This is a genomic window from Paenibacillus sp. TSA_86.1 (assembly GCF_052691815.1).
On record NZ_JBQZGE010000023.1, the window covers coordinates 12,206 to 39,176 of the forward strand.

Sequence of the window (26,971 nt, forward strand, 5' to 3'; positions counted from 1 at the left end):
TCTCTTGCGAAAACATGTAGTAGTATGCCTAAACAACCATTATTAGCAGATTGTGCCGGAAGTATACCACACGCAGGGGCAAATCTCATTAGACACGACGACGTTTTGGAGGACGGCATCCGTTATGCGGGACTGGAGTTACGTCTTTGATCAGGTTAACTTCAAGACCAGCAGCTTGCAAAGAGCGGATCGCTGCTTCACGGCCTGCGCCTGGTCCTTTAACCATAACCTCAACGGATTTCATCCCATGTTCCATTGCAGCTTTGGCAGCAGTCTCAGCAGCCATTTGTGCAGCAAACGGAGTCGATTTACGGGAACCTCTGAATCCGAGGCCGCCGGAGCTTGCCCACGAAATCGCGTTTCCGTGAGGATCCGTAATAGTAACGATAGTGTTATTGAAAGTGGAACGGATATGTGCCACGCCAGATTCAATATTTTTACGGTCACGACGTTTAGTACGTACGACTTTTTTCGGTTTAGCCATTTTCTCTTATCCCCCCTTATTATTTCTTCTTGTTCGCTACAGTACGACGAGGACCTTTACGAGTACGAGCATTCGTTTTCGTACGTTGTCCACGAACAGGCAGACCACGACGATGACGAACTCCACGGTAACAACCGATCTCCGTCAAACGTTTAATATTCAAAGAGATTTCACGACGCAGGTCACCTTCAACTTTGACCTCTTTGTCGATACTTTCACGCAATTTGCTGACTTCATCTTCCGTCAAATCACGAACACGAGTGTTCTGATTGATGCCTGTAGAGCTCAGAATTTTCTGGGAAGTCGTTTTACCGATTCCGAAAATATAAGTCAAGGCGATCTCAACGCGCTTATCACGTGGCAAATCCACACCAGCTATACGTGCCATTTTACGCTACACCCCCTTCATTAACCTTGTTTTTGTTTGTGTTTTGGATTTTCACAGATAACCATTACATTCCCTTTGCGGCGAATGACTTTGCATTTTTCGCAAATCGGCTTGACCGAAGGTCTTACCTTCATGTGAATTACCTCCTCAAAGTTTTGCTTAGCAAAACCCTCTTCGTAAGCATTGACCTTGTTCTACTATTGTAAAACCGGCTTCGAAGCTTTCGCAAGTTTTGCCGGGCAAAACCCGCTTCATAAGCTTCACAGTTCACTGCAACTGTCTACTACTATTTACGGTAAGTTATACGACCTTTTGTTAGATCATAAGGCGATAACTGAACAACTACTTTGTCTCCAGTCAGGATACGGATAAAGTGCATCCGCAATTTTCCGGAAACGTGAGCGAGAATTTGATGACCATTCTCAAGCTCAACCTTGAACGTTGCATTCGGCAGCGGTTCAAGAACCGTGCCTTCCACTTCAATGACATCTTCCTTGGCCATTAGTCAGTCTCCTTTCTCTTCAGCTTGAATGTTGGTGGACTCCAGAAAGGAATGAACCGCATAGCGGAGCTTTCCATTTGTCACCCGACCACTCTCGTTTAAACTGTTTACTACCTCACTGCTAATCATGGGGTGAAGTTCAAGATGAAGAATATTCTTCTTCTTGGGTTGGTCAAACTTTCGTTTGTCTCCATCCGCAATATATACGAACCTATTGTCCACTATAGAAACAATTACTGCGGCTTGGTCCGCATTGCGGCCTTTACGGATCTTCACAAGTTGACCGAGCTGAGGATTCGACGGATTGTTCATGCCTAATCACCTACGCATTCAGTTTCGTGAAAATTTCCATACCATCAGGTGTAACTGCTACGGTGTGTTCAAAGTGGGCACATAACGATCCATCAGCGGTAACGACAGTCCAGTTATCTTCCAACGTTTTCACATACCGTCTGCCCGCGTTAACCATCGGTTCAATAGCAAGCACCATGCCTGCCTTCAACCTTGGTCCACGATCAGGAAGACCATAGTTCGGAATCGATGGTTCCTCGTGTAGATCCGCTCCAATGCCGTGACCGACATATTCACGAACGACGGAGAACCCCTCATCTTCGATATATTTCTGAATTGCATGAGATATTGTAAACAAGCGAACATCTGGTTTTACCAGCGCCAGACCTGCGTATAACGAAGCCTCGGTAACGTCCAGAAGACGACGGGCTTCTTCGGAAATACGGCCAACTGGATAAGTCCAGGCAGAATCTCCATGATACCCCTGGTACTGCGCGCCAATGTCAAACGTAACGATATCGCCCTCGTTCAACTTGCGTTTGCCGGGAAATCCATGTACCAACTCTTCATTCACTGAAGCGCACACACTGGCAGGGAAACCGTTATAACCTTTGAAAGACGGCACAGCTCCTTGACTGCGGATATATTGATCAGCCATATGGTCAAGTTCACCAGTCGTAATACCGGGAGCGATATGCTCTGCCAAGAGACGATGCGTTTCTGCAACAATTCTCCCTGCTTCCCTCATCAAACCCAGTTCCGTTTCGGACTTACCAATGATCATCAATTAACCTCTCAACAAGGACACGATTTCTTGAGAAACTTGATCGATATCCTGTTCTCCGTCCATTTGACGAAGAAGACCCTTAGTTTCGTAGAACGTGAGGAGTGGTGCTGTTTTGTTGATATATTCGTCCAAACGAGTGCCTACACTCTCTTCGTTATCATCAGAGCGTTGGTACAACTCGCCGCCGCATTTATCACAAGTACCTTCCTGCTTCGGTGGATTAAATACGACATGATACGTAGAACCGCAATTTTTACAAATGCGACGACCCGTTAAACGAGCGAGCAATTTGTTGCGATCCACTTTCAGGTTGATCACATGATCAAGACCTGAGTTCAGTCGCTCCAGGATGCCATCCAGCGCCTCTGCCTGAGACAGGGTTCTTGGAAAACCATCCAAAAGAAATCCTTCTCTGCAGTCCGACTGTTGCAATCGTTCTTCAACGATGCCGATGGTTACATCATCTGGTACAAGTAATCCTTGATCCATATATTCCTTGGCTTTCAAGCCAATGGGAGTTCCCTGTTTAATCGCGAGACGAAATGCATCGCCCGTTGAAATATGGGGAATACCGAACTCTTTCACAATGACGTCTGCTTGCGTACCTTTTCCTGCCCCCGGAGGGCCCATGAATAGGATGTTCACGTTATGTCACTCCCTCCAAGACTACCCTACATCAACAAACAGCACAATAGGTGCCGGCAAGTAAATCTTTACTCAACCGGAACCTATCGCCTATTTATTGATAAAACCTTTGTAGTGGCGTTTGATCAATTGGCTTTCGATTTGCTTCATCGTATCCAGCGCAACACCGATAACGATCAGGAGGGAAGTTCCTCCAATTTGCGCTGATTGAGGCAAACCAGAAAGTGCCCCTAAGAATACAGGCAGAACGGAAATGACTGCCAAGAATATGGCTCCGGCCATTGTCAAACGAGTCATGACACGGGTCAGATATTTCTCGGTTGCTTTACCCGGGCGAATACCTGGGATATAACCGCCGTTCTTTTTCATATTATCAGCCATCTGCTGTGGATTCATCTGTACAAAAGTATAGAAGAATGTGAATCCAAAGATCATCACAACATACAGCACCATACCAAGTGGTTTGTGTGTAGTCAAGTTCTGACCAATCCACTGTGCCCAACCTTGATTAGCCCAGAAGTTAGCGATAATCGTTGGGAACATCAATAGCGATGATGCGAAGATAACAGGGATAACACCAGCTGCATTAATTTTCAGCGGGATATGTGTATTCTGTCCACCGTACATTTTGTTACCTACGACACGTTTTGCATACTGTACCGGAATTTTCCGAATCGCCTGCTGAATGTAAATGACTCCAATGATAATCAAAACGATCACGATCGCGATGATCACACCTTTAAGGATGTTCATAAACAACTGATCAGGTTGAATGAAATCAGATTCGATCGTCTGCTTGATGATATTAGGCACCGTAGATAGGATACCCGCAAAGATCAAGATCGAAATCCCGTTTCCTATGCCCTTCTCGGTGATCTGCTCACCAAGCCACATGAGGAATGAAGTACCAGCCGTAAGCACAATCGCAATCAAGATATAATCTGCAAATGTAGCGTTAGGAATCATGTCAGTATTGTACAAGCGATTGAATCCGATCGACGTACCAAACGCTTGAATCAATGCCAACCCAATTGTTAAGTAACGAGTCAATTGTGCAGATTTTTTCTTACCTTGTTCACCTTGCTTTGCCCATTCCGCTAATTTTGGAATAACGTCCATGGAAAGCAACTGTACTATGATAGACGCAGTGATGTAAGGTACAATCCCGAGTGCAAATATCGAGAACTGAAACAGTGCTCCACCCGAGAATGTATTCAGAAGTCCAAAAACTTCTTTACCCGCAGAATTTGTCGCTTCGAACACATCTTTGTTAACGCCCGGAACGGGGACAAAGGAGCCGATGCGGTATATGATCAGTACAAAAAGGGTAAATAATACCCTTTTGCGCAGATCCTCAACCCGCCAGATATTCTTTAGGGTCTTGAACATTAAATCACCTCGGTTGTACCGCCGGCAGCTTCAATTTTCTCTACCGCAGATTGAGAAAACTTATTAGCTTTAACAGTCAGCTTCACAGTAACTTCACCGTTACCCAGGATCTTGATTCCGGATTTAGCGTTTTTAACTACGCCGTTCGTCATCAAGAATTCTGGAGTTACTTCAGTACCAGCTGCCAAACTATTCAGGTCTTCAATATTCACAACTGCATATTCTTTGCGAGTTGGGTTTACGAAACCGCGTTTTGGCAATCGACGATACAATGGATTTTGTCCACCTTCGAAGCCTGGACGTACACCACCGCCAGAACGAGCGTTTTGTCCTTTGTGACCGCGACCTGATGTTTTACCAGTACCACTACTTGGACCGCGACCAAGACGCTTACGCTCTTTACGGGATCCAGGTGATGGAGAAAGCTCATGTAACTTCATCGTTCGTTGCACCTCCTTAAAGATTTGTGGGATTAACCCGTTCTTATGCTTCTACTTCTTTTACAGCTACCAAGTGACTTACTTTGTTAATCATACCACGGATGGCAGGATTATCGTTTTGAACCACTTTGCTGTTGATTTTGCGCAAGCCCAATGTTTTCACAGTTGTTCTTTGCGTCTCCGGACGTCCGATCAAGCTACGGACGAGGGTAATTTCTAATTTAGCCATGAGAATTCCCTCCTAACCCAGAAGCTCTTCGACGGATTTTCCGCGCAGTTTAGCCACGTCTTCAGCACGCTTCAAACGGGACAAACCTTCCAAAGTCGCATTGACCATGTTCATGGAATTCGAAGAACCCAGAGATTTTGTCAAAATGTCACCTACACCAGCAAGTTCGAGAACCGCACGTACAGGACCACCAGCGATAACACCAGTACCTTCAGATGCTGGTTTCAACAGAACGCGTCCGGCGCCGAACTTACCTGTTACCAAGTGAGGAATCGATGTTCCTACGAGTGGAACGTGTACAAGGTTTTTCTTAGCATCTTCAATACCTTTGCGAATTGCATCAGGTACTTCGCCAGCTTTACCGATACCCGCTCCAACCCAGCCGTTGCCGTCGCCGACTACAACCAGTGCGCTAAAGCTGAAACGGCGTCCGCCTTTTACTACTTTAGCTACGCGATTAATGTTTACTACTCTTTCAGACAGTTCCAAAGTATTCGGATCTACACGCAAGTCGTTAACCTCCTTTTGAAAAATATCTTAAAACTCAAGTCCTGCTTCACGAGCCGCTTCAGCCAAAGCTGCGATACGACCATGGTACAGATATCCGCTACGGTCAAATACGATATTGGAAACACCTTTGTCTTTTGCACGTTTAGCAACGAGTTCGCCAACTTTACGAGCAGATTCAACAGATGCACCGTTTTTGATGTCAGTGCTCAATTCTTTGTCTACAGTAGACGCGGAAGCGATTGTTACACCAGCTACATCATCGATGATTTGAGCGTACATATGTTTACCAGAACGGAAAACGTTCAAACGAGGACGTGCAGCCGTTCCTTGGATTTTTTTACGAACGCGAAGGTGTCTTTTCAGACGAGCCTTATTTTTATCTGGTTTCGTAATCATCTCAGGGATTCACTCCTTTCAGGTTACCTCGCTGGCTTCAAAGCAGAAGCCACGGGGTATATTAGAAACACACGAAGCAAGCAAGCCGAAAGCCGCGCAAAGGCGGTAAGAGAAATCTTATTTCTTCTTACCGGCTTTACCTTCCTTACGGATGATACGCTCGCCTTCATATTTAATACCTTTACCTTTGTACGGCTCAGGTTCACGAACGGAACGAATTTTAGCAGCGTAAGCACCTACGCGCTCTTTATCGATACCGCGAACGATGATTTTCGTATTCGAAGGTACTTCGAATTCGATTCCCGCTTCCGGTGTAATTTCAACCGGGTGAGAGTATCCAACGTTCAGAACAATTTTATCTCCGGATTTGCTTGCACGATATCCGACCCCAACCAACTCCAGAGATTTAGCGAATCCTTCAGTTACGCCGCTCACCATGTTGTTGACAACGCTACGCGTTGTGCCGTGCAAAGAACGGTGAGTTTTGTTATCGGAAGGACGCACAACTGTAATTTCGTTGTTTTCAACTGTTACCTTCATGTCTTTGTGAAGTTCACGAGTCAAAGTTCCTTTAGGTCCTTTTACCGTGATAACGGTATTGTCCAAAGTGATGTCTACACCACTTGGTACTGTAATTGGTTTGCGACCAATACGAGACATATGTTGCACCTCCTATCTTGTGACGTTATATTACCAAACGTAGCAGACGACTTCTCCGCCGGATTTCGATTGACGAGCTTCTTTGTCCGTCATAACACCTTTGGATGTCGAGATAATCGCGATTCCAAGGCCGCCAAGTACGCGAGGTACTTCATTGCTTTTCGTGTAAACACGAAGACCTGGTTTACTGATTCTTTTCAGACCAGTGATAACGCGCTCGTTATTTTGACCGTATTTCAAGAAAACACGGATAATCCCTTGTTTGTTATCTTCGATAAATTCAGCGTCACGGATGAAACCTTCGCGCTTCAGGATATCGGCGATTTGTTTTTTCATTGTCGAAGCAGGCATTTCTACCGTTTCGTGACGAACAGTGTTCGCGTTACGAATACGAGTAAGCATATCTGCAATTGGATCAGACATAGTCATTGTGAGTTAACCTCCTTCCCGTTCAGGACTTTTTACCAGCTTGCTTTTTTCACGCCAGGGATCTGGCCTTTATAAGCTAATTCACGGAAGCAAATTCTGCAAATTTTGAACTTTTGCAGCACCGAATGTGGACGACCGCAACGCTCGCAGCGTGTATAAGCACGTACTTTAAACTTTGGTGTACGTTGTTGTTTAACTTTCATCGAAGTTTTTGCCACTTTAGCCTGACACCTCCTAAATAATTTCGGAGAAAAGGGAGTCTTTCCAGACACCCGGAACGTTTATGCCAACATTATTTAACGAAAGGCATTCCCATTTGCGTAAGCAATTCACGGGACTCTTCGTCTGTTTTCGCCGTTGTTACGATGACAATATCCATACCGCGGACTTTGTCTACTTTATCATACTCGATCTCTGGGAAGATCAATTGCTCTTTCAGACCCAGAGTGTAGTTACCACGACCATCGAACGCTTTGCTCGATACACCGCGGAAGTCACGTACACGTGGAAGTGTTACGTTGAACAATTTATCGAGGAAGTAGTACATACGCTCGCCGCGCAATGTTACTTTCACACCGATAGGCATGTTCTCACGCAGTTTGAAACCTGCGATAGATTTTTTCGCACGGGTGATTACAGGTTTTTGACCTGCGATCAGTTGCAAATCGTTTACTGCGGAATCCAACACTTTAGAGTTTTGGACAGCGTCGCCCACACCCATGTTGATAACGATTTTCTCGATTTTCGGCACTTGCATTACCGTTGTATAGTTGAACTTCTGCATCAAAGCAGGAGCGATTTCTTGCAGGTAACGTTCTTTCATTCTTGATGCCATGAATCATAGCCCTCCTTTCTCATTCGGTTCAATTAGTCGATAATTTCTCCGGAACGTTTTGCAACGCGCACTTTCTTACCGTTATCCAACACTTTGTAACCGATACGGGTTACTTTTCCGCTCTTTGGATCGATGTGCATCACGTTGGAAACGTGAATCGGAGCTTCCTTCTCGATAATGCCGCCTTGCGGGTTTTGCTGGTTAGGCTTCTGGTGTTTTTTCACCATGTTAACACCTTCCACAAGGACGCGGTTTTCACGAGGATAAGCAGCGATGACACGGCCTTTTTTACCTTTGTCTTTACCGCTGATCACCATAACCGTATCTTCCTTTTTAACGTGAAGTTTGTTGTTATGGGATTCCAGAACTTTTTTCACTCTTGGCATTTCGTACACCTCCTGTTTCTAAACATCACGAGCTTAATCTATTAGATAACCTCTGGGGCCAAGGAAACGATTTTCATGAAGTCTTTCTCGCGAAGTTCACGAGCAACAGGTCCGAAAATACGTGTTCCACGAGGGCTTCTGTCGTCTTTTACAACAACAGCTGCATTTTCATCAAAACCGATGTAGGAACCGTCTTTACGACGTACAGAACGCTTCGTACGAACGACAACCGCTCTAACTACATCACCTTTTTTGACAACGCCGCCTGGTGTTGCTTGTTTTACAGAACAAACGATCAGATCACCGATTTGAGCTGTACGACGTCCCGTACCGCCGAGTACGCGGATACACATCAGTTCCTTCGCACCGGAGTTGTCGGCTACAGTCAAACGTGTAAATGGTTGAATCATTTAGTATTCCTCCTTCCAGCTATGCTGATCATGCAATTAGATGATAACCGCTTTTTCAACGACTTCAGTAAGTCTCCAGCGTTTATCTTTCGAAAGCGGACGAGTCTCCATGATTTTCACCGTGTCACCGATTTTCGCAGTGTTTTCTTCGTCATGCGCTTTGAACTTTTTAGTAACCTTAATGCGTTTATGATACAATTTGTGGTTTTTGTAGGTTTCTACAGCAACAACAATCGTTTTGTCCATTTTATCACTGACAACTTTACCAGTCTGAACTTTGCGTGCATTACGTTCTTCGCTCATTGTTGGCCTCCTTCCTGATTACAGACGGAATGTATATCCGACCTCTAATTAACCGATTCCCAGTTCTCTTTCACGGATGATGGTTTTAGCACGAGCTATTTCTTTCCGCACATCACGGATTCGAGTCGGGTTATCCAGCTGACCGGTAGCGAGTTGAAAGCGGAGATTAAAGAGTTCTTCTTTAAATCCGGCAATCTTTTGCTCGATTTCAGCAGAGGTTAGGTTGCGAAATTCACTAGCTTTCATTTGCTTCACCACCCAATTCTTCACGTTTCACGAACTTCGTTTTGATTGGCAGTTTGTGAGCGGCAAGACGCATCGCTTCGCGAGCAATATCCTCCGGTACACCAGCAAGTTCAAACATGATCTTACCAGGTTTCACTACTGCAACCCATTTTTCTACGTTACCTTTACCGCTACCCATCCGAACCTCTAGAGGCTTTTGAGTGATTGGTTTGTCAGGGAAAATTTTGATCCAGACTTTACCACCACGTTTGATGTAACGAGTCATCGCAATACGAGCCGCTTCGATCTGACGGTTCGTAATCCAAGCCGGTTCCGTAGCTTGCAGACCATATTCGCCAAAGTTCAGCGTAGTTCCGCCTTTTGCTTGGCCTTTCATATGTCCACGTTGTTGCTTACGGTGTTTTACACGTTTTGGTACCAACATGATTAGTTGCCTCCTTCCTTAGCAGCTTGTTTCTTAGCCGTAGGAAGAACCTCTCCACGATAGATCCATACTTTTACGCCGATACGTCCGTAAGTAGTATGAGCCTCTGCAGTACCATAGTCAATGTCAGCACGCAGTGTGTGCAGTGGAACAGTTCCTTCGCTGTAGCCTTCAGAACGTGCAATCTCAGCTCCGCCAAGACGTCCGCCTACTTGAGTTTTAATACCTTTAGCACCGGAACGCATAGTTCTTTGAATAGCTTGTTTCAGAGCACGACGGAAAGAAACACGACGTTCCAATTGTTGTGCAATGCTTTCTGCTACCAGGATCGCGTCCAGGTCTTGGTTCTTAATTTCAGAAATGTTGATGTGTACTTTTTTACCGCCAGCAATTTTCGTAATTTGGTTACGAAGATTTTCAACTTCAGATCCACCTTTACCGATTACCATACCTGGTTTCGCTGTGTGAATCGTTACGTTTACGCGGTTAGCCGCTCTCTCGATCTCAACACGAGACATAGCGGAGTCTTTCAATTTATTTTTCAGGAATTCACGAATTTTCACGTCTTCCATCAAAAGATCACCGAAGTCTTTGCCTGCATACCACTTAGATTCCCAGTCACGGATAACTCCGACACGAAGTCCGACTGGATTTACCTTTTGGCCCACACGTTTTCCCTCCTTCTACTTCTCAGATACCACCAAAGTAATGTGGCTAGTACGTTTGTTAATACGACTTGCGCGTCCCATTGCACGAGGGCGGAAACGTTTCATAGTCGGTCCTTGGTTTACGTAAGCTTGCGAGATCACCAAGTTATTAACATCTAAAGAATAGTTATGTTCCGCATTCGCAATAGCGGAGTTAAGCAACTTCTCAACAACTGGAGAAGCGGATTTCGGAGTGTGGCGGAGAATGGCAACCGCCTCACCTACTTGCTTGCCGCGAATCAAGTCAACAACGAGTTGAACTTTACGAGGAGCAATCCGGATAAACTTAGCATGTGCTTTTGCTTCCATTGTGTAACCTCCTCTCAAACATTAGAGATGTTCATTTATCTTCTTGTTTTCTTATCATCATCAGTATGGCCTTTGTACGTACGGGTTGGAGCGAACTCACCCAGTTTGTGTCCGACCATGTCCTCAGTTACATACACTGGCACGTGTTTACGACCGTCGTAAACGCCAAATGTGTGTCCGATGAATTGTGGGAAAATTGTAGAGCGACGGGACCAGGTTTTGATAACGTTCTTCTTGCCTGATGCTTCCATCTCTTCTACCTTCTTGAGCATGTAGCCATCAATGAATGGCCCTTTTTTCAAACTGCGACTCATGTGGAGATCCTCCCTTCAAACATAGCTTTTATGCATCCGTAGATGCCTCACGAAGTTATGCACAATGTGTATTACTTCGTGCGGCGACGGATGATGTATTTATCAGAAGCTTTATTTTTCTTACGCGTTTTGTAACCAAGAGTAGGTTTACCCCATGGTGACATTGGCGATTTACGTCCGATTGGAGCACGACCTTCACCACCACCGTGAGGGTGATCGTTAGGGTTCATTACTACACCACGAACTTCAGGACGTTGACCCAACCAACGGCTACGACCGGCTTTACCGATTTTGATAAGCTCGTGGTCTTGGTTACCAACAGATCCGATTGTTGCGCGGCAAACTTTCAGAATACGACGAACTTCTCCGGAAGAGAGACGAACAGATACGTATTTTTCTTCTTTACCAAGCAACTGAGCTTCCGTACCAGCAGCACGAACCAATTGTCCGCCTTTACCTGGTTTCAACTCAATGTTGTGGATAACGGTACCTACTGGAATGTTCTCAAGCGGCAGTGCGTTACCAATTTTGATATCTGAGTCAGGACCAGAGAATACTTGATCTCCAACTTTCAGACCTTTAGGAGCGATGATGTAACGTTTCTCACCATCAGCGTAGTGAATCAATGCGATGTTGGAAGTACGGTTCGGGTCATACTCGATTGTAGCAACGCGGCCCGGTATTCCATCTTTAGTACGTTTGAAGTCGATGATACGGTATTTACGTTTGTGTCCACCACCGTGGTGACGAACTGTAATTTTACCTTGGTTGTTGCGGCCTGCTTGTTTGCTCAACGGGGCCAACAACGATTTCTCCGGCTTATCTGTGGTGATTTCCTCAAATGTAGAAACGGACATATTCCGTCTTGCCGGGGATGTTGGTTTATACTTTTTGATTGGCACTAGTTTTCCCTCCTTACTTCAAAGATTTCAATTATACAGTTTCAAAGAACTCAAGCGATTTGCTATCTTGTGTCAGCGTTACAAACGCTTTTTTCCATTCGCTTGTATATCCGGAATAACGTCCGTACCGTTTCGGTTTAGCTGGAACACGAAGTGTGTTCACGTTTTTCACTTTCACGCCGAAAATAGCTTCTACCGCTTTTTTGATCTCGGTTTTGTTTGCACGGATATCGACTTCAAATACGTATTTCAAGTCGTTCATCATGTCAGCAGTACGTTCCGTAATAATCGGACGTTTTACAATATCACGAGGATCTTTCATTACGCGAGCACCTCCTCTACCTTCTGAACTGCTTCTTTCGTAATGATCAGTTTGTCGTGCGAAAGCACGTCAAGAACATTAATACCATCAGCAGCTACGAATTTCACACCCGGAATATTCCGTGCAGAAAGAGCTACATTATCATCATAGCTAGGAGCTACAATCAAAGCTTTGCGGCCTACTTTGAGGTTATTCAAAATAGCTGCAAATTCCTTTGTTTTTGGTGAGCTCAACGCGAGAGCATCCAAAACGATAATGTCATTGTCTTGCACTTTGGATGAAAGGGCAGACTTGATCGCCAGACGGCGAACTTTCTTAGGCAGTTTGTACGCATAGCTCCGTGGTGTCGGACCAAATACGATACCGCCGCCTTTCCATTGTGGAGAACGAATCGAACCTTGACGAGCGCGACCTGTACCTTTTTGTTTCCAAGGTTTACGTCCACCGCCACGTACTTCAGAACGTCCTTTTACTTTGTGGGTACCTTGACGAAGGGAAGCGCGTTGCATAAGAACTGCATCGTACAGAACGTGTTGATTCGGCTCAATACCGAATACCGCATCATTCAGTTCAACTTCACCTACTTGGCTACCATCTACATTGTAAACTGATACTTTTGGCATTTTGTGTTCCTCCTTTCTTCAGTGGTTATTTTTTCACCGTTTCTTTAACTCTTACAAGGCTGTTCTTCGGTCCAGGTATAGAACCTTTTACGAGGATTACATTACGCTCAGCGTCTACCTTAACAACTTCAAGACGTTGAATTGTAACAGTATCATGTCCCATATGTCCTGGCAGGCGTTTGCCTTTAGGAACGCGGTTCGCTTGGATCGATCCCATCGAACCTGGGCCACGGTGATAACGGGAACCGTGAGACATAGGTCCAGTGCTTTGTCCCCAACGTTTGATAACGCCGGCAAAACCTTTACCTTTAGAAATACCTGTTACGTCAACGAACTCGCCTTCAGCGAAAATGTCAGCTTTCAATTCTTGGCCAACTTCATATTCCGCAATGTTAATGCCGCGAAGCTCACGAACGTAGCGCTTAGGTGCAGTATTCGCTTTTTTAGCGTGTCCTGCTTCTGGCTTGTTAGCATTTTTCTCTTTCTTATCGGCAAAACCGATTTGAACTGCTTCGTAGCCATCGTTTTCAATATCTTTCTTTTGTAAAACAACACAAGGACCTGCTTCGATAACCGTTACTGGAACTACGTTACCTTCAGCGGTAAACACTTGAGTCATTCCAAGTTTTTTTCCTAAGATACCTTTCATGTTGACACCTCTTTTCCTTTATACGTGGTCTTGTTTGTTGCTATATATTACAGTTTAATTTCGATATCTACACCGGACGGCAGATCCAAGCGCATCAAGGCATCCACAGTTTGTGGAGTCGGGTTAACGATATCAATCAAACGCTTATGAGTGCGTTGCTCGAATTGCTCCCGAGAATCCTTGTACTTGTGCACCGCACGAAGAATAGTAATGATTTGTTTTTCAGTAGGAAGCGGAATCGGACCGGATACACCTGCACCCGAACGTTTTGCTGTTTCAACAATTTTCTCCGCGGATTGATCAAGAATTCTGTGGTCGTAAGCTTTCAAACGAATACGAATTTTTTGCTTTGCCATTTTAGTCCCTCCTTCTATCGCCCAATTTTTTATCGGACATACTCCGTGAAAATTTTCTAACCACTCTCCCATGGCAAAGGGGCCGGGTGTGTCAGTAACCTCTCACATCATCGCAACGTCACAAGAACAACATTCATTATTATATAGAAAAGATGGGCGTATTGCAAGCATATTTAAAAAAAACATTTAAACTAGTCTTTTCAAAAGAATTGACTCCGTTTAGTACAATGTTTTTCCTAATACCCAAGCTGCCTAACCTATCAATCTATAAGATGAATTTTGTTCATTAAGATGACGCAGGTTCCGAAACGTTGACATAATAAAAGAGTTCTTTATCCGATGTCGGATAAAGAACTCTTCCGAAGCTTCGTTACAATACAATGTTACTCGTTCCAGTACACTGTTGCTTATGCTCATTTGGCGAATGCCAAATTATTTTTGGATTGATGCTACGGAACCTGCACCAACTGTACGTCCACCTTCACGAATAGAGAACTTAGTTCCTTCTTCGATCGCGATTGGAGAGATCAGTTGAACAGTAACCGTGATGTTGTCACCAGGCATTACCATTTCAGTACCTTCTGGCAAGTTGATGATACCAGTTACGTCAGTTGTACGGAAGTAGAACTGTGGACGGTATCCAGTGAAGAAAGGCTTGTGACGGCCACCCTCTTCTTTAGTCAAAACGTAGATTTGTGCAGTGAATTCTGTGTGTGGTTTAACAGATGCTGGTTTAGCAAGTACTTGACCACGCTCGATTTGAGTACGATCAACACCACGCAACAATGCACCGATGTTGTCGCCCGCTTGTGCGGAATCCAACAATTTACGGAACATCTCAACGCCTGTAACTACGGATTTTTTAGTTTCTTCAGTAATACCAACGATTTCGATCTCTTCGCCGACTTTAACAGTACCACGCTCTACACGACCTGTAGCAACGGTACCACGACCAGTGATGGAGAATACGTCCTCGACAGGCATCAAGAAAGGCTTGTCAGTTTGACGCTCAGGCAGTGGGATGTAAGTGTCGATTTCTTTGAACATCTCAACGATTTTTTGAGCCCACTCACCATCAGGGTTTTGCAGAGCTTCACGAGCGGAACCACGAGTGATTGGAGTGTCATCACCTGGGAACTCATATTCGTTAAGAAGGTCGCGAACTTCCATCTCAACCAATTCCAACAACTCTTCGTCTTCAACCATGTCACATTTGTTCAAGAAAACAACAATGTAAGGTACGCCTACTTGACGGGAGAGCAAAATGTGCTCACGAGTTTGTGGCATTGGGCCGTCAGCTGCGGATACTACCAAGATAGCTCCGTCCATTTGTGCCGCCCCAGTGATCATGTTTTTAACATAGTCGGCGTGACCTGGGCAGTCTACGTGTGCGTAGTGACGAGTGTCAGTTTCGTACTCAACGTGTGAAGTCGAGATTGTGATACCGCGCTCGCGCTCTTCTGGAGCTTTATCAATTTGATCGAAAGCAATTGCTGCACCACCGTAAGTTTTGGACAATACAGTTGTGATTGCAGCAGTCAGAGTTGTTTTACCATGATCGACGTGACCAATAGTACCAATGTTAACGTGCGGTTTATTACGTTCGTATTTAGCCTTTGCCATTTGAACGTGGCCTCCTTAAAAATTATAATTTTATGTTTCACTGAATGCAGTGCTTCAAACCAGGTTCAAGCACAAACATTCAGTGTGAGAAAACTACTCGGTGCCTTTTGTTTTGGCAACGATCTCTTCAGCAATGCTCTTAGGAACTTCTTCATAGTGAGAAAGCTCCATGGAGAATACGCCGCGTCCTTGAGTACCGGAACGAAGAGTTGTAGAGTAACCAAACATCTCAGAGAGAGGTACCTTAGCACGAATGATTTGAGCTCCACTACGGGAATCCATACCTTCAATGCGGCCACGACGGGAATTCAACATACCCATTACGTCACCCATGTACTCTTCTGGAACAGTTACTTCTACTTTCATGATAGGCTCAAGTAGTACCGGTTTACATTTGTCTTTTGCTGCTTTCAGTGCCATAGATCCGGCAATTTTAAATGCCATCTCGTTGGAATCGACATCATGGTAAGATCCGTCTACAATTGTAGCCTTAACGTCTACAAGCGGGAAGCCTGCAATTACGCCGTTTTTCATTTGCTCTTCAATCCCTGACAATGCAGGTTGAATGTATTCTCTCGGAACCGATCCACCGACAACTTTACTTTCGAACTGGCTGCCTGTACCTGGCTCAAGAGGCTCGAATTCAACCCATACGTGACCGTATTGACCACGACCACCGGATTGACGTACGAATTTACCTTCAACGCGCGCTGGAGCACGGAATGTTTCACGGTAAGCTACTTGTGGTTTACCCACAGTAGTTTCAACCTTGAACTCACGACGCATACGGTCGATGATGATATCAAGGTGAAGCTCACCCATACCTGCCAAGATTGTTTGACCTGTTTCTTCGTCAGTATGAGCGCGAAGAGTTGGATCCTCTTCTGTCAACTTACCGAGAGCAACACCCATTTTGTCTTGGTCAGCTTTGGTTTTAGGTTCAACAGCGATTTCGATTACCGGATCAGGGAAATTCATCGATTCCAAGATAACCGGGTGTTTCTCATCACATAGTGTATCACCTGTACCTGTATCTTTCAAACCAACTGCAGCAGCGATATCACCAGAGTAAACTTCAGTGATCTCTTGACGGCTGTTTGCATGCATTTGAAGGATACGACCGATACGCTCACGTTTGTTTTTAGTAGCATTCAATACATATGAACCGGATTGAAGAACACCGGAGTATACGCGGAAGAATGTCAATTTACCAACGTAAGGGTCAGTCATGATTTTAAATGCCAGAGCGGAGAACGGCTCTTCATCAGAAGACTTACGAACTGCTTCCGTTCCATCTTCAAGATGACCAGTGATTGATGGTACATCTATAGGAGCTGGCAAGTAATCGATAACAGCATCCAACATCAGTTGAACACCTTTGTTACGGTATGAGGAACCACAGATAACCGGGAAGATCTTAACATCTACCACACCTTTACGGAGAACGGATTTGATCTCATCAATAGTGATCTCTTCGCCTTCCAGGTATTTCATTGTCAAATCTTCGTCAAGTTCTGCAACACGCTCAATCAATTCGTTGCGAAGTTCTTCAACTTGCTCAACGAATTCCGCAGGAATATCGGTTTCTTCGATATCTTGTCCCAGGTCATCTTTGTACATATGAGCCCGTTGTGCAACAATATCAATGATACCTTTGAAATCATTCTCAGCACCGATCGGAAGTTGAATCGCAACTGCGTTCGCTTGAAGGCGATCACGCATATCAGATACAACGTTCAAGAAGTCAGCACCGATGATATCCATTTTGTTTACATATGCGATACGAGGTACGCCGTACTTGTCAGCCTGTCTCCATACGGTTTCAGACTGAGGCTCAACGCCTTCTTTCGCACTGAATACACCTACTGCTCCGTCCAATACACGAAGGGAACGTTCAACTTCAACTGTGAAGTCAACGTGTCCCGGGGTATCAATAATATTTACGCGGTGGCCTTTCCAAGCAGCGGTAGTCGCAGCGGAAGTAATCGTAATTCCGCGCTCCTGTTCCTGTTCCATCCAGTCCATTGTCGCAGCGCCTTCGTGAACTTCACCGATTTTGTGCGTACGTCCTGTGTAAAACAAGATCCGCTCAGTTGTCGTGGTTTTACCCGCATCAATATGAGCCATGATCCCGATATTACGTGTATTTTTCAAGGAGAACTCTCTAGCCATGAAATGGGTCTCCCTTCAAAATTGAAGTTTTTTTATTGTGAACTGAATCCTACCAACGGTAGTGAGCAAACGCTTTGTTCGCTTCAGCCATTTTGTGCGTATCTTCGCGTTTCTTAACGGAAGCGCCTGTGTTGTTGGAAGCGTCGATGATCTCAGCCGCCAAACGCTCTTCCATTGTTTTCTCACCGCGGTTGCGGGAGTAGTTCACGAGCCAACGTAAACCCAAAGCAGTACGTCTCTCTGGTTTTACCTCGATTGGTACTTGGTAGTTGGCACCGCCGACACGGCGAGCTTTAACTTCCAGGACTGGCATGATATTTTTGATTGCTGCTTCAAATACTTCCATCGGGTCATTACCCGTACGTTCTTGAATCAACTTGAACGCATTATACAGAATGCTTTGAGCAACACCGCGTTTTCCGTCGAGCATGATGCGATTGATCAAACGAGTAACCAACTTGGAGTTGTATACCGGATCTGGCAACACGTCTCTTTTCGTAACTGGACCTTTGCGTGGCATGGATATCCCCCTTTCTTTCTTGTTCAGCAGTCCCTGTACCTTCTAGACTTAAGCCAGAAGGCTTTCAGGTAACTTGCTTATAATGGTTTAGGCTTTTTTAGCTTTTGGACGTTTCGCGCCGTATTTAGAACGAGCTTGCATACGGTTGTTCACGCCTGCAGTATCGAGAGCTCCACGAACGATGTGATAACGAACCCCTGCAAGGTCTTTTACTTTACCTCCACGGATCAATACCACACTGTGCTCTTGAAGGTTATGTCCGATTCCCGGGATATAAGCAGTTACCTCGAGACGGTTCGTCAAACGAACACGGGCATATTTACGAAGTGCAGAGTTCGGTTTACGAGGAGTCATTGTACCTACACGAGTGCAGACACCACGTTTTTGTGGGGCACTGATGTTAGTGGATTCACGTTTCAAGGCGTTGAATCCTTTTTGCAAAGCTGGTGATTTAGACTTGTCAACTTTTGCTTGACGTCCTTTACGAACCAATTGGTTAATAGTTGGCATGTGATTGCCACCCCCTTCCTCAATTATTGATGTTTCTTTACAAACCTTTATCTAAGCCCACAGACCCAGGCGGTTCATAAAAAGACAAATGAAAAGTTTTTGCCTTGGAGAATCTTCAAATCTTCTCGGACAAAAACGTTCCTTACCCTATCATTTTACGACAGCAGCCATCGCTGCTCCCACTCCAATCCCGCACGCTTTGCCGAGATTTTTCATTGTGTCCACTTTCGTGCACTTCACATTATGTTGTTCACACAAGGCAATGATTTTGGAAGTGAGCTGCGGATCACTATCTTCTGCGACATAGACTTCAGAAGCCATTCCTGTCTGCACTGTCCGCATGGTCTGTTTGGTACCAATTTTGACATGAGCATCTTGCAAGCCTTTTTCATTAGACATCATACATTCCTCCGAATAGGACGATCACAATCAGCTGCCCACGCACCTTTGATATATTAGCATCTAGCGCGAGCATTGTCAATGCTATTCCAAAAGATTATTTTATAAAGTTCGTGTACGCCAGGAATCGTCCGCTTGTATGATACAAACGTCGTTTCCTGACAGACACTCCCTTTCATTCCTTGCAACAAGGAATGTTATATTAGTCTACCGAAACTGGCTCCAACTCTTCTACGGGAGATTGGCCATCTTCTGGCTCAGCAAATTTGATACTGCGGTAACGGTTCATACCCGTACCTGCAGGAATCAATTTACCGATGATTACATTTTCCTTCAGACCCAGCAATTGATCGACTTTCCCTTTGATCGCTGCATCTGTCAGTACACGTGTAGTTTCTTGGAAAGAAGCTGCTGAGAGGAAGGAGTCTGTTTCCAGTGATGCCTTCGTAATACCGAGCAAGATTGGTTTTGCAACCGCTGGCTCTTTATCACCAAGAATCGCTATTTTGTTAGCTCTTTCGTACTCATGCATATCCACGAATGACCCCGGCAACAGCGTTGTATCTCCTGCATCTACGATACGGATTTTACGCAACATTTGACGGATCATAACCTCAACGTGTTTATCATTGATTTCTACACCTTGGTTACGATATACGCGTTGTACTTCCTGCAAGATGTAGTTTTGTACGCCACGTATACCTTTAATACGCAACATTTCTTTCGGATCGATGGAACCGTCTGTCAACTCATCACCTGCTTCAATTTCCATGCCTTCGCTTACGCGCACACGGGAACCGTAGGTAACGGCGTATACTTTGGATTCCGCTTCACCTTGAATTTCAATTTCACGACGATCTTTGGTCTCGCGAATCTCTTTAACGACACCATCAATCTCACTGATCGTTGCTTGACCTTTAGGATTACGAGCCTCGAACAACTCCTGGATACGCGGCAAACCTTGCGTGATGTCGTCTCCGGCTACACCGCCGGTATGGAACGTACGCATTGTAAGCTGGGTTCCTGGCTCACCAATGGATTGTGCTGCAATGATACCAACCGCTTCACCAATCTCCACATGTTTACCTGTCGCAAGGTTACGACCGTAACACTTCTTGCAGACACCGTGACTAGCACGGCAACTGAGTACGGAGCGAATTTGCAGTTTGGTTATACCCGCTTTGATGATAGCCTCCGCTTTATCAGAGTCAATCAATTCATTGCGACCTACAATGATTTCTTTCGTTTCCGGATGACGTAACGTCTCGAAGCAGTATCTGCCTTCAATACGGTCGTAGAGATCTTCAATAACCTCTTTACCATCCTGGATACGACTTACCGTAAAGCCTTTATCTGTACCACAATCGTCTTCACGCACGATAACGTCTTGGGCTACGTCTACGAGACGACGAGTCAGGTAACCTGAGTCGGCTGTACGTAGAGCTGTATCCGCGAGACCTTTACGCGCACCGTGAGTGGAGATAAAGTACTCGAGTACTGTCAAACCTTCACGGAAGTTCGATTTGATTGGGAGTTCGATAATTCGACCAGATGGGTTGGCCATCAGACCACGCATACCGCCCAATTGGGTAATTTGCGATTTGTTACCCCGTGCTTTGGAGTCAACCATCATCATGATGGAGTTATAACGATCCATGGATTTCATCAGAATCTCAGTAATATCATCCTTGGATTTTGACCAAATATCAATGATACGGTCATAACGCTCTTCATTCGTAATCAGACCACGACGGTACTGATTTGTAACGATTTGCGCTTTATCTTCGGACTGTCTGAGAATTTCGAATTTCTCAGGTGGAACGATAACGTCTGACACCGCAACCGTAATACCGGCACGAGTAGAGTATGTGAAACCGAGCTGTTTGATTTTATCCAGAATAACCGCTGTTTCTGTTGTGTGATAAATTTCAAAACAACGAGCAATGATGGAGCCGAGATATTCTTTGCCGACACCGCCAGCCAGAGGAGCATTCATGATCGCTTCTCTCAGATCAGCACCTTTTTCATATACAAAGAAGTGATCAGCTGTACCTTGATACAGGTTCGCACGAGTCGCATCATTGATATATGGGAAGCTTGCCGGGAAGATTTCATTAAAGATAATTTTGCCGACTGTAGTCAACAACATTCCTTCTTGCTGCTCATCCGTGAAGCTTGTTTTACCAAGCGCCTTAACCGGAATAGCTACACGTGCATGTAGACCTGCAGTGCCCCGTTGGTATGCCGATACAGCTTCGTTCACTGTACGCAAGATCATACCTGTACCCTTTTCTTCCTTGTTGTCCATCGTGAGGTAATAAGAACCAAGGACCATATCCTGGGAAGGAGTTACAACCGGTTTACCATCTTTCGGGTTCAAAATGTTACCTGATGCCAGCATCAGGATACGTGCTTCCGCTTGAGCTTCAGCGGACAATGGAACGTGCACGGCCATTTGGTCACCGTCAAAGTCGGCATTGTATGCCGTACATACGAGCGGGTGAAGACGAATTGCTTTACCTTCAACAAGAATCGGTTCAAATGCTTGAATACCGAGACGGTGAAGCGTAGGGGCACGGTTCAAGAGAACCGGATGCTCCTTGATTACTTCCTCAAGCACATCCCACACTTCAGGACTTACACGCTCAACTTTACGTTTTGCGCTCTTGATATTGTGGGCGAGCCCTTTATTGACAAGCTCTTTCATAACAAAAGGCTTGAATAGTTCAAGCGCCATATCTTTAGGCAGACCACACTGATACATTTTCAAGTAAGGTCCGACAACGATAACGGAACGACCAGAGTAGTCAACACGTTTACCGAGCAAGTTCTGACGGAAACGACCTTGTTTACCTTTCAACATGTGGCTGAGAGATTTCAAAGGGCGGTTACCCGGGCCTGTAACAGGACGTCCACGACGACCGTTATCGATCAAAGCGTCAACTGCTTCTTGCAGCATCCGTTTTTCATTTTGCACGATGATATCTGGCGCGCCCAGGTCAAGCAAACGTTTCAGACGGTTGTTCCGGTTAATTACACGACGATACAGGTCATTCAAGTCAGACGTAGCAAAACGTCCACCATCGAGCTGAACCATCGGACGAAGTTCCGGTGGAATAACAGGAAGGACATCCATGATCATCCACTCTGGATTGTTGCCAGAGTTACGGAAGGCTTCAATAACTTCCAAACGTTTAATGGCACGGTTACGGCGTTGTCCTTGTGCAGTGCGAAGCTCTTCCTTCAGGAATTCAAGCTCTTTGTCTATATCAAGGTCTTGAAGCAATTTCTTAACTGCTTCGGCACCCATGCCGGCTTGGAAGCCGTATCCGTATTTTTCACGGTAGCTGCGGTATTCTTTTTCGGACAACAGCTGTTTTTTCTCCAGAGGAGTTTCTCCTGGATCGGTTACTACATATGATGCAAAATAAATGATCTCTTCCAGAGATCTTGGAGACATATCCAATGCGAGACCCATACGGCTCGGAATACCTTTGAAGTACCAAATATGCGATACCGGAGCAGCGAGCTCGATATGTCCCATCCGTTCACGACGAACTTTCGCACGTGTTACTTCAACGCCACAGCGGTCACAAACAACACCTTTATAACGAACACGTTTGTATTTACCGCAATGACATTCCCAGTCTTTTGTAGGGCCAAAAATCTTTTCGCAGAACAGCCCTTCTTTTTCCGGTTTCAACGTACGATAGTTGATCGTTTCCGGTTTTTTCACTTCTCCGCGGGACCAAGAACGAATTTTCTCTGGGGAAGCAAGCCCGATCTTCATGTATTCGAAATTGTTGACGTCCAACAAGGAGCAACCCTCCTTAACCTAATTCCTGTATTCTAGGTTACGCCCTCTCCGGCCGAAGCCGGAGTAAGACGCGAGCCTGATGAAAAACGCCGGTCATCATGCGCCAGAAGCAGTTACTCCGCTCCGACCTCTGTACCCTCAAGGTTGAGGCTGAGCTTATCGCTCGCAGCGTCATCTTCATCGTCCATTTCTTTCATTTCAATCTCTTGCTCATCTTCACTCAAAATCTTAACGTCCATACCCAAGCTTTGCAGCTCTTTGATCAGTACTTTGAACGATTCTGGAACGCCTGGTTCCGGCACGTTCTCGCCTTTGACAATGGACTCATAGGTTTTAACCCGACCAACAACATCATCGGATTTAACCGTCAAGATTTCTTGCAGGGTATAAGCAGCACCATACGCCTCAAGCGCCCAAACTTCCATCTCCCCGAAACGCTGTCCACCGAATTGGGCTTTACCACCCAGCGGCTGTTGCGTAACAAGTGAGTAAGGACCTGTGGAACGGGCATGGATTTTATCATCAACCATGTGTGCCAGTTTGATCATGTGCATGACACCAACGGTAACTTCACGTTCAAACTCTTCACCTGTACGACCATCATACAGCACGGTTTTACCATTACGCTGCATACCTGCTTCTTCCATCGTATCGAAGACGTCGTACTCCTTCGCTCCGTCGAATACAGGTGTTGCTACGTGGATACCAAGCTGCATTGCTGCCATACCCAAGTGAACTTCAAGTACTTGACCGATGTTCATACGGGAAGGTACGCCCAGTGGGTTAAGAACGATCTGAACCGGTGTTCCGTCCGGCAGGAAAGGCATATCCTCTTCCGGCAAGATACGAGCCACGACCCCTTTGTTACCGTGACGTCCGGCCATTTTATCACCCTCGGAAATTTTCCGTTTTTGGGCAATATAAACACGAACGAGTTGGTTCACACCTGGTGGCAGTTCATCTCCGTTTTCACGGGTAAATACTTTCACGTCAACTACAATACCATCGGTACCGTGAGGTACACGCAAGGATGTATCACGTACTTCACGTGCTTTCTCACCAAAGATCGCATGCAAGAGACGTTCTTCTGCTGTTAGTTCTGTTACCCCTTTTGGTGTAACTTTACCAACGAGAATGTCGCCAGCGGCGATTTCAGCACCGATGCGGATAATACCACGCTCATCCAGATTACGCAGCGCTTCTTCCCCAACGTTAGGGATATCACGTGTGATCTCTTCAGGTCCAAGCTTGGTATCACGAGCTTCCGACTCATATTCCTCGATATGGATGGATGTGTAAACATCTTCCTTAACGAGTTTTTCACTGAGCAGGATCGCATCCTCATAGTTGTAGCCTTCCCAAGTCATGAAGGCAACAACAACGTTACGTCCAAGAGCCAATTCGCCCATTTCAGTGGAAGGACCGTCAGCAAGAATGTCGCCAGCTTTGACAACAGCGCCTCTTTTCACGATCGGACGTTGGTTAATGCATGTTCCTTGGTTCGAACGCATAAATTTGTGTAATTTATATTTAACGATATCGCCTTTGACTTCTTGGCCGTCTACTTCTTCAACACGACGGAGCCAAATTTCGTTCGCAGAGGACCGTTCAATAATTCCATCATAATCGGCAACAATACATACACCGGAATCTTTCGCGGCTTTGTGTTCCATACCTGTTCCTACAAGCGGAGCTTTAGGAATCAAGAGCGGAACCGCCTGCCGTTGCATGTTTGATCCCATCAGCGCACGGTTGGAGTCATCGTTCTCAAGGAACGGAATGAGCGCCGTAGCGACGGATACAACCTGTTTAGGAGATACGTCCATGTAGTCCACTCGCTCACTCGGCATCGTAAGGATGTTATCCGACTGTTTGTTGTAACGCACAATGATCGCTTCTTCTTCAAAGGTGCTGTCTTCATTCAGCTTTGCATTCGCCTGTGCGATAACATAGTTGTCCTCTTCGTCTGCTGTCAAGTAATCGATCTGCTCGGTTACAACACCAGTCTTCGGATCAACCCAACGATACGGAGCTTCAATGAAGCCATATTCGTTCACACGGGCAAACGTTGACAACGAGTTGATCAAACCGATGTTTGGTCCCTCAGGTGTCTCGATTGGACACATCCGGCCATAGTGGGATGGATGGACGTCACGGACTTCCATGCCTGCGCGCTCACGTGTCAAACCACCTGGTCCGAGTGCGGACAGACGACGTTTATGCGTCAACTCACCCAGCGGGTTCGTTTGATCCATAAACTGTGACAACTGAGAGCTACCGAAGAACTCTTTAATCGATGCAATGACCGGACGAATGTTGATCAATGCCTGTGGTGTAATGACGTTTGCATCCTGGATGGACATTCTTTCACGAACCACACGCTCCATACGGGACAAACCGATACGGAACTGGTTTTGCAAAAGCTCACCAACAGAACGGAGACGACGGTTACCCAGGTGATCGATATCATCCGTGCTTCCGATGCCGTGCAGCAGGTTAAGGAAGTAACTGATGGAAGAGATGATATCTGCTGGCGTGATGTTTTTCACAGATTTGTCAATGTCCCCATTGGCAATCAGTTTAACCACTTTACCATCTTCGATTGGTGAAAACACATCAATGGTTTGCATCGGGATATCATTGGCATCCAAAACGCCGTTCCCCACATGGTATGTGCGGAAACCAACACTCTTCTCCAGGTATGGCATGATTTCGTCGAGCAAACGACGGTCAACCATCTGGCCTGCTTCTGCAATGATCTCTCCTGTTTCAGCGTCGATCAGAGACTCAGCCAAACGCTGATTAAACAAACGGTTTTTGATGTGAAGTTTTTTGTTGATTTTGTAACGACCAACGTTTGCGAGGTCATAACGTTTCGGATCAAAGAAACGTGCAACAAGCAAGCTCTTTGCGTTATCCAACGTTGGTGGCTCGCCTGGACGAAGACGCTCATAGATCTCAATGAGTGCTTTCTCCGTTGAATCCGTATTGTCTTTGTCCAGCGTATTACGGATATATTCGTCATTACCGAGCAAATCCAAAATCTCAGCGTCTGTGCCAAAACCTAGTGAACGCAGGAGAACCGTAACCGGTATTTTACGTGTACGGTCGATCCGGACGTAAACAACATCCTTCGCATCCATCTCCAGCTCCAGCCAAGCGCCGCGGTTAGGGATTACTGTAGCGGTATACGTTTTTTTGGCGTTTTTATCTACTTTGGTACTGAAGTAAACGCTAGGAGAGCGAACCAACTGGCTGACAATAACCCGTTCAGCACCATTAATAATAAATGTGCCGGTATTGGTCATCAGCGGGAAATCTCCCATGAATACTTCCTGCTCTTTGACTTCTCCGGTTTCCTTATTAATGAGCCGGACTTTGACCCGAAGCGGTGCTGCATAAGTAACGTCGCGCTCTTTCGCGTCATCTACTGTATACTTCGGTTCTCCGAGACTGTAATCGATAAATTCCAAAATCAAATTACCTGTAAAATCCTGGATCGGCGAGATATCCTGGAACATTTCGCGCAACCCTTCCTCCAAAAACCAATCATACGATTTTTGTTGGATTTCAATCAGGTTCGGAACTTCGAGTATCTCGTTAATTCGTGCATAACTGCGCCGAGTGCGTCGACCATATTGAACAAGATGTCCTGCCAACTTAAACTCACCCCTCAATGTCTACTCACTTTAAAAATTTCGTTGCGAACCTCTGTTTGTAACCTTATAATGGTACACATACAGAGCAAAACAATGCACCCGCAAATAAAGAAAAGCCCTTATTCGAAATGTCGTTCGATAAAGGAGCAACTTTGATCGGCGGATGTCTTTCCAAATCATTCTTATCCCCAGTTTGCCCAAAATGTACATATTATACGCCAAACATAGGCATAATAAGCCCGGTTCGGCGTAAAAAAGCTTGACATTTTCAGTTAGCTAAAGCCAAGTAGGGCATCTTAATACTGACATTTTACAACTATACCATGGCTTAAATT

General features: G+C 45.5%; 36 protein-coding genes. All 36 read right to left on the reverse strand.

Annotated elements, in window-relative coordinates:
- Window positions 1-88: 88 nt before the first annotated feature.
- The 36 genes from rpsK to rpoB all read right to left on the reverse strand — a co-directional run bounded on the left by rpsK (window position 89) and on the right by rpoB (window position 26,636).
- Complete coding sequence (gene rpsK, locus ACUTVW_RS25625; protein WP_068537278.1) at window positions 89-484, reverse strand: 30S ribosomal protein S11; 396 nt, start codon at window positions 482-484, stop codon at window positions 89-91.
- Between the two features lie 19 nt (window positions 485-503).
- Window positions 504-872, reverse strand: a complete 369-nt coding sequence (gene rpsM / locus ACUTVW_RS25630) for a 30S ribosomal protein S13 (RefSeq protein ID WP_056697730.1) — start codon at window positions 870-872, stop codon at window positions 504-506.
- A 20-nt stretch (window positions 873-892) separates the two neighbouring features.
- Window positions 893-1,006 carry a 50S ribosomal protein L36 gene (rpmJ, locus tag ACUTVW_RS25635; RefSeq protein WP_003333770.1) on the reverse strand — a complete coding sequence of 38 codons (114 nt, stop codon included), beginning with the start codon at window positions 1,004-1,006 and terminating at the stop codon, window positions 893-895.
- Between the two features lie 152 nt (window positions 1,007-1,158).
- Window positions 1,159-1,374: a translation initiation factor IF-1 gene (gene infA, locus ACUTVW_RS25640; RefSeq protein ID WP_017692098.1), complete on the reverse strand. Its 216-nt coding sequence runs from the start codon at window positions 1,372-1,374 to the stop codon at window positions 1,159-1,161.
- A 3-nt stretch (window positions 1,375-1,377) separates the two neighbouring features.
- On the reverse strand, window positions 1,378-1,686 hold the full coding sequence (locus tag ACUTVW_RS25645; protein WP_445648351.1) for a hypothetical protein: 309 nt from the start codon (window positions 1,684-1,686) through the stop codon (window positions 1,378-1,380).
- Between the two features lie 10 nt (window positions 1,687-1,696).
- Complete coding sequence (map, locus tag ACUTVW_RS25650; RefSeq protein ID WP_445648352.1) at window positions 1,697-2,449, reverse strand: type I methionyl aminopeptidase; 753 nt, start codon at window positions 2,447-2,449, stop codon at window positions 1,697-1,699.
- 3 nt (window positions 2,450-2,452) lie between these two features.
- The gene (locus ACUTVW_RS25655) at window positions 2,453-3,097 is read right to left on the reverse strand and encodes an adenylate kinase (protein ID WP_434749268.1); all 645 of its coding nucleotides are present in this window, start codon (window positions 3,095-3,097) and stop codon (window positions 2,453-2,455) included.
- A gap of 90 nt (window positions 3,098-3,187) precedes the next feature.
- On the reverse strand, window positions 3,188-4,486 hold the full coding sequence (gene secY, locus ACUTVW_RS25660; protein WP_434749267.1) for a preprotein translocase subunit SecY: 1,299 nt from the start codon (window positions 4,484-4,486) through the stop codon (window positions 3,188-3,190).
- Window positions 4,486-4,926: a 50S ribosomal protein L15 gene (gene rplO / locus ACUTVW_RS25665; protein ID WP_434749266.1), complete on the reverse strand. Its 441-nt coding sequence runs from the start codon at window positions 4,924-4,926 to the stop codon at window positions 4,486-4,488. The genes secY and rplO overlap by 1 nt, the downstream gene beginning before the upstream one ends.
- Before the next feature lie 43 nt (window positions 4,927-4,969).
- Window positions 4,970-5,155, reverse strand: a complete 186-nt coding sequence (gene rpmD / locus ACUTVW_RS25670; RefSeq protein ID WP_017692092.1) for a 50S ribosomal protein L30 — start codon at window positions 5,153-5,155, stop codon at window positions 4,970-4,972.
- Between the two features lie 12 nt (window positions 5,156-5,167).
- Entirely contained in the window at window positions 5,168-5,665 is a 498-nt protein-coding gene (rpsE, locus tag ACUTVW_RS25675; RefSeq protein WP_024633574.1) for a 30S ribosomal protein S5, read from the reverse strand.
- Between the two features lie 27 nt (window positions 5,666-5,692).
- Window positions 5,693-6,061: a 50S ribosomal protein L18 gene (gene rplR, locus ACUTVW_RS25680; RefSeq protein WP_017692090.1), complete on the reverse strand. Its 369-nt coding sequence runs from the start codon at window positions 6,059-6,061 to the stop codon at window positions 5,693-5,695.
- Window positions 6,062-6,178: 117 nt separating this feature from the next.
- Window positions 6,179-6,721, reverse strand: a complete 543-nt coding sequence (gene rplF / locus ACUTVW_RS25685; protein ID WP_017692089.1) for a 50S ribosomal protein L6 — start codon at window positions 6,719-6,721, stop codon at window positions 6,179-6,181.
- 30 nt (window positions 6,722-6,751) lie between these two features.
- Window positions 6,752-7,150: a 30S ribosomal protein S8 gene (gene rpsH / locus ACUTVW_RS25690; protein WP_123067254.1), complete on the reverse strand. Its 399-nt coding sequence runs from the start codon at window positions 7,148-7,150 to the stop codon at window positions 6,752-6,754.
- A gap of 32 nt (window positions 7,151-7,182) precedes the next feature.
- Window positions 7,183-7,368 (reverse strand): type Z 30S ribosomal protein S14, encoded by a 186-nt coding sequence (locus ACUTVW_RS25695; RefSeq protein ID WP_013312154.1) that lies wholly within the window; start codon window positions 7,366-7,368, stop codon window positions 7,183-7,185.
- Between the two features lie 74 nt (window positions 7,369-7,442).
- Window positions 7,443-7,985, reverse strand: coding sequence for a 50S ribosomal protein L5 (gene rplE / locus ACUTVW_RS25700; RefSeq protein ID WP_090924671.1), 543 nt, complete (start codon window positions 7,983-7,985; stop codon window positions 7,443-7,445).
- Window positions 7,986-8,017: 32 nt separating this feature from the next.
- Window positions 8,018-8,371, reverse strand: coding sequence for a 50S ribosomal protein L24 (gene rplX / locus ACUTVW_RS25705; protein ID WP_090924672.1), 354 nt, complete (start codon window positions 8,369-8,371; stop codon window positions 8,018-8,020).
- A 41-nt stretch (window positions 8,372-8,412) separates the two neighbouring features.
- Window positions 8,413-8,781 carry a 50S ribosomal protein L14 gene (rplN, locus tag ACUTVW_RS25710; RefSeq protein ID WP_024633579.1) on the reverse strand — a complete coding sequence of 123 codons (369 nt, stop codon included), beginning with the start codon at window positions 8,779-8,781 and terminating at the stop codon, window positions 8,413-8,415.
- A gap of 36 nt (window positions 8,782-8,817) precedes the next feature.
- A complete protein-coding gene (gene rpsQ, locus ACUTVW_RS25715; protein WP_056697701.1) occupies window positions 8,818-9,084 on the reverse strand; it encodes a 30S ribosomal protein S17 in 267 nt (88 codons plus the stop codon).
- Window positions 9,085-9,132: 48 nt separating this feature from the next.
- Window positions 9,133-9,330, reverse strand: a complete 198-nt coding sequence (rpmC, locus tag ACUTVW_RS25720) for a 50S ribosomal protein L29 (protein WP_017692083.1) — start codon at window positions 9,328-9,330, stop codon at window positions 9,133-9,135.
- Window positions 9,320-9,754, reverse strand: a complete 435-nt coding sequence (gene rplP, locus ACUTVW_RS25725) for a 50S ribosomal protein L16 (RefSeq protein WP_076292170.1) — start codon at window positions 9,752-9,754, stop codon at window positions 9,320-9,322. Before rplP ends, rpmC begins: the two co-directional genes overlap by 11 nt.
- A gap of 2 nt (window positions 9,755-9,756) precedes the next feature.
- Window positions 9,757-10,422, reverse strand: coding sequence for a 30S ribosomal protein S3 (rpsC, locus tag ACUTVW_RS25730; RefSeq protein ID WP_090924673.1), 666 nt, complete (start codon window positions 10,420-10,422; stop codon window positions 9,757-9,759).
- Window positions 10,423-10,437: 15 nt separating this feature from the next.
- Window positions 10,438-10,770, reverse strand: a complete 333-nt coding sequence (gene rplV / locus ACUTVW_RS25735) for a 50S ribosomal protein L22 (protein WP_090924674.1) — start codon at window positions 10,768-10,770, stop codon at window positions 10,438-10,440.
- Between the two features lie 35 nt (window positions 10,771-10,805).
- Window positions 10,806-11,084: a 30S ribosomal protein S19 gene (rpsS, locus tag ACUTVW_RS25740; RefSeq protein WP_056697694.1), complete on the reverse strand. Its 279-nt coding sequence runs from the start codon at window positions 11,082-11,084 to the stop codon at window positions 10,806-10,808.
- A 71-nt stretch (window positions 11,085-11,155) separates the two neighbouring features.
- Entirely contained in the window at window positions 11,156-11,986 is an 831-nt protein-coding gene (gene rplB, locus ACUTVW_RS25745) for a 50S ribosomal protein L2 (protein ID WP_445648353.1), read from the reverse strand.
- Between the two features lie 31 nt (window positions 11,987-12,017).
- Window positions 12,018-12,308 (reverse strand): 50S ribosomal protein L23, encoded by a 291-nt coding sequence (gene rplW / locus ACUTVW_RS25750; RefSeq protein WP_090924675.1) that lies wholly within the window; start codon window positions 12,306-12,308, stop codon window positions 12,018-12,020.
- Entirely contained in the window at window positions 12,308-12,931 is a 624-nt protein-coding gene (rplD, locus tag ACUTVW_RS25755) for a 50S ribosomal protein L4 (RefSeq protein ID WP_090924676.1), read from the reverse strand. Before rplD ends, rplW begins: the two co-directional genes overlap by 1 nt.
- 25 nt (window positions 12,932-12,956) lie before the next feature.
- A complete protein-coding gene (rplC, locus tag ACUTVW_RS25760; protein WP_090924677.1) occupies window positions 12,957-13,580 on the reverse strand; it encodes a 50S ribosomal protein L3 in 624 nt (207 codons plus the stop codon).
- 47 nt (window positions 13,581-13,627) lie between these two features.
- Window positions 13,628-13,936 carry a 30S ribosomal protein S10 gene (gene rpsJ / locus ACUTVW_RS25765; RefSeq protein ID WP_017692074.1) on the reverse strand — a complete coding sequence of 103 codons (309 nt, stop codon included), beginning with the start codon at window positions 13,934-13,936 and terminating at the stop codon, window positions 13,628-13,630.
- 432 nt (window positions 13,937-14,368) lie between these two features.
- Window positions 14,369-15,559 carry an elongation factor Tu gene (gene tuf / locus ACUTVW_RS25770; RefSeq protein ID WP_123067252.1) on the reverse strand — a complete coding sequence of 397 codons (1,191 nt, stop codon included), beginning with the start codon at window positions 15,557-15,559 and terminating at the stop codon, window positions 14,369-14,371.
- A 93-nt stretch (window positions 15,560-15,652) separates the two neighbouring features.
- The gene (fusA, locus tag ACUTVW_RS25775; protein WP_445648354.1) at window positions 15,653-17,731 is read right to left on the reverse strand and encodes an elongation factor G; all 2,079 of its coding nucleotides are present in this window, start codon (window positions 17,729-17,731) and stop codon (window positions 15,653-15,655) included.
- 49 nt (window positions 17,732-17,780) lie between these two features.
- On the reverse strand, window positions 17,781-18,251 hold the full coding sequence (rpsG, locus tag ACUTVW_RS25780; RefSeq protein WP_018753997.1) for a 30S ribosomal protein S7: 471 nt from the start codon (window positions 18,249-18,251) through the stop codon (window positions 17,781-17,783).
- A gap of 87 nt (window positions 18,252-18,338) precedes the next feature.
- Window positions 18,339-18,761 (reverse strand): 30S ribosomal protein S12, encoded by a 423-nt coding sequence (rpsL, locus tag ACUTVW_RS25785; RefSeq protein ID WP_056697677.1) that lies wholly within the window; start codon window positions 18,759-18,761, stop codon window positions 18,339-18,341.
- Between the two features lie 150 nt (window positions 18,762-18,911).
- Entirely contained in the window at window positions 18,912-19,160 is a 249-nt protein-coding gene (locus ACUTVW_RS25790; protein WP_441930684.1) for a ribosomal L7Ae/L30e/S12e/Gadd45 family protein, read from the reverse strand.
- Window positions 19,161-19,362: 202 nt separating this feature from the next.
- Window positions 19,363-22,977, reverse strand: coding sequence for a DNA-directed RNA polymerase subunit beta' (gene rpoC, locus ACUTVW_RS25795; RefSeq protein WP_445648355.1), 3,615 nt, complete (start codon window positions 22,975-22,977; stop codon window positions 19,363-19,365).
- A 113-nt stretch (window positions 22,978-23,090) separates the two neighbouring features.
- Complete coding sequence (rpoB, locus tag ACUTVW_RS25800; RefSeq protein ID WP_445648356.1) at window positions 23,091-26,636, reverse strand: DNA-directed RNA polymerase subunit beta; 3,546 nt, start codon at window positions 26,634-26,636, stop codon at window positions 23,091-23,093.
- Window positions 26,637-26,971: the final 335 nt, after the last annotated feature.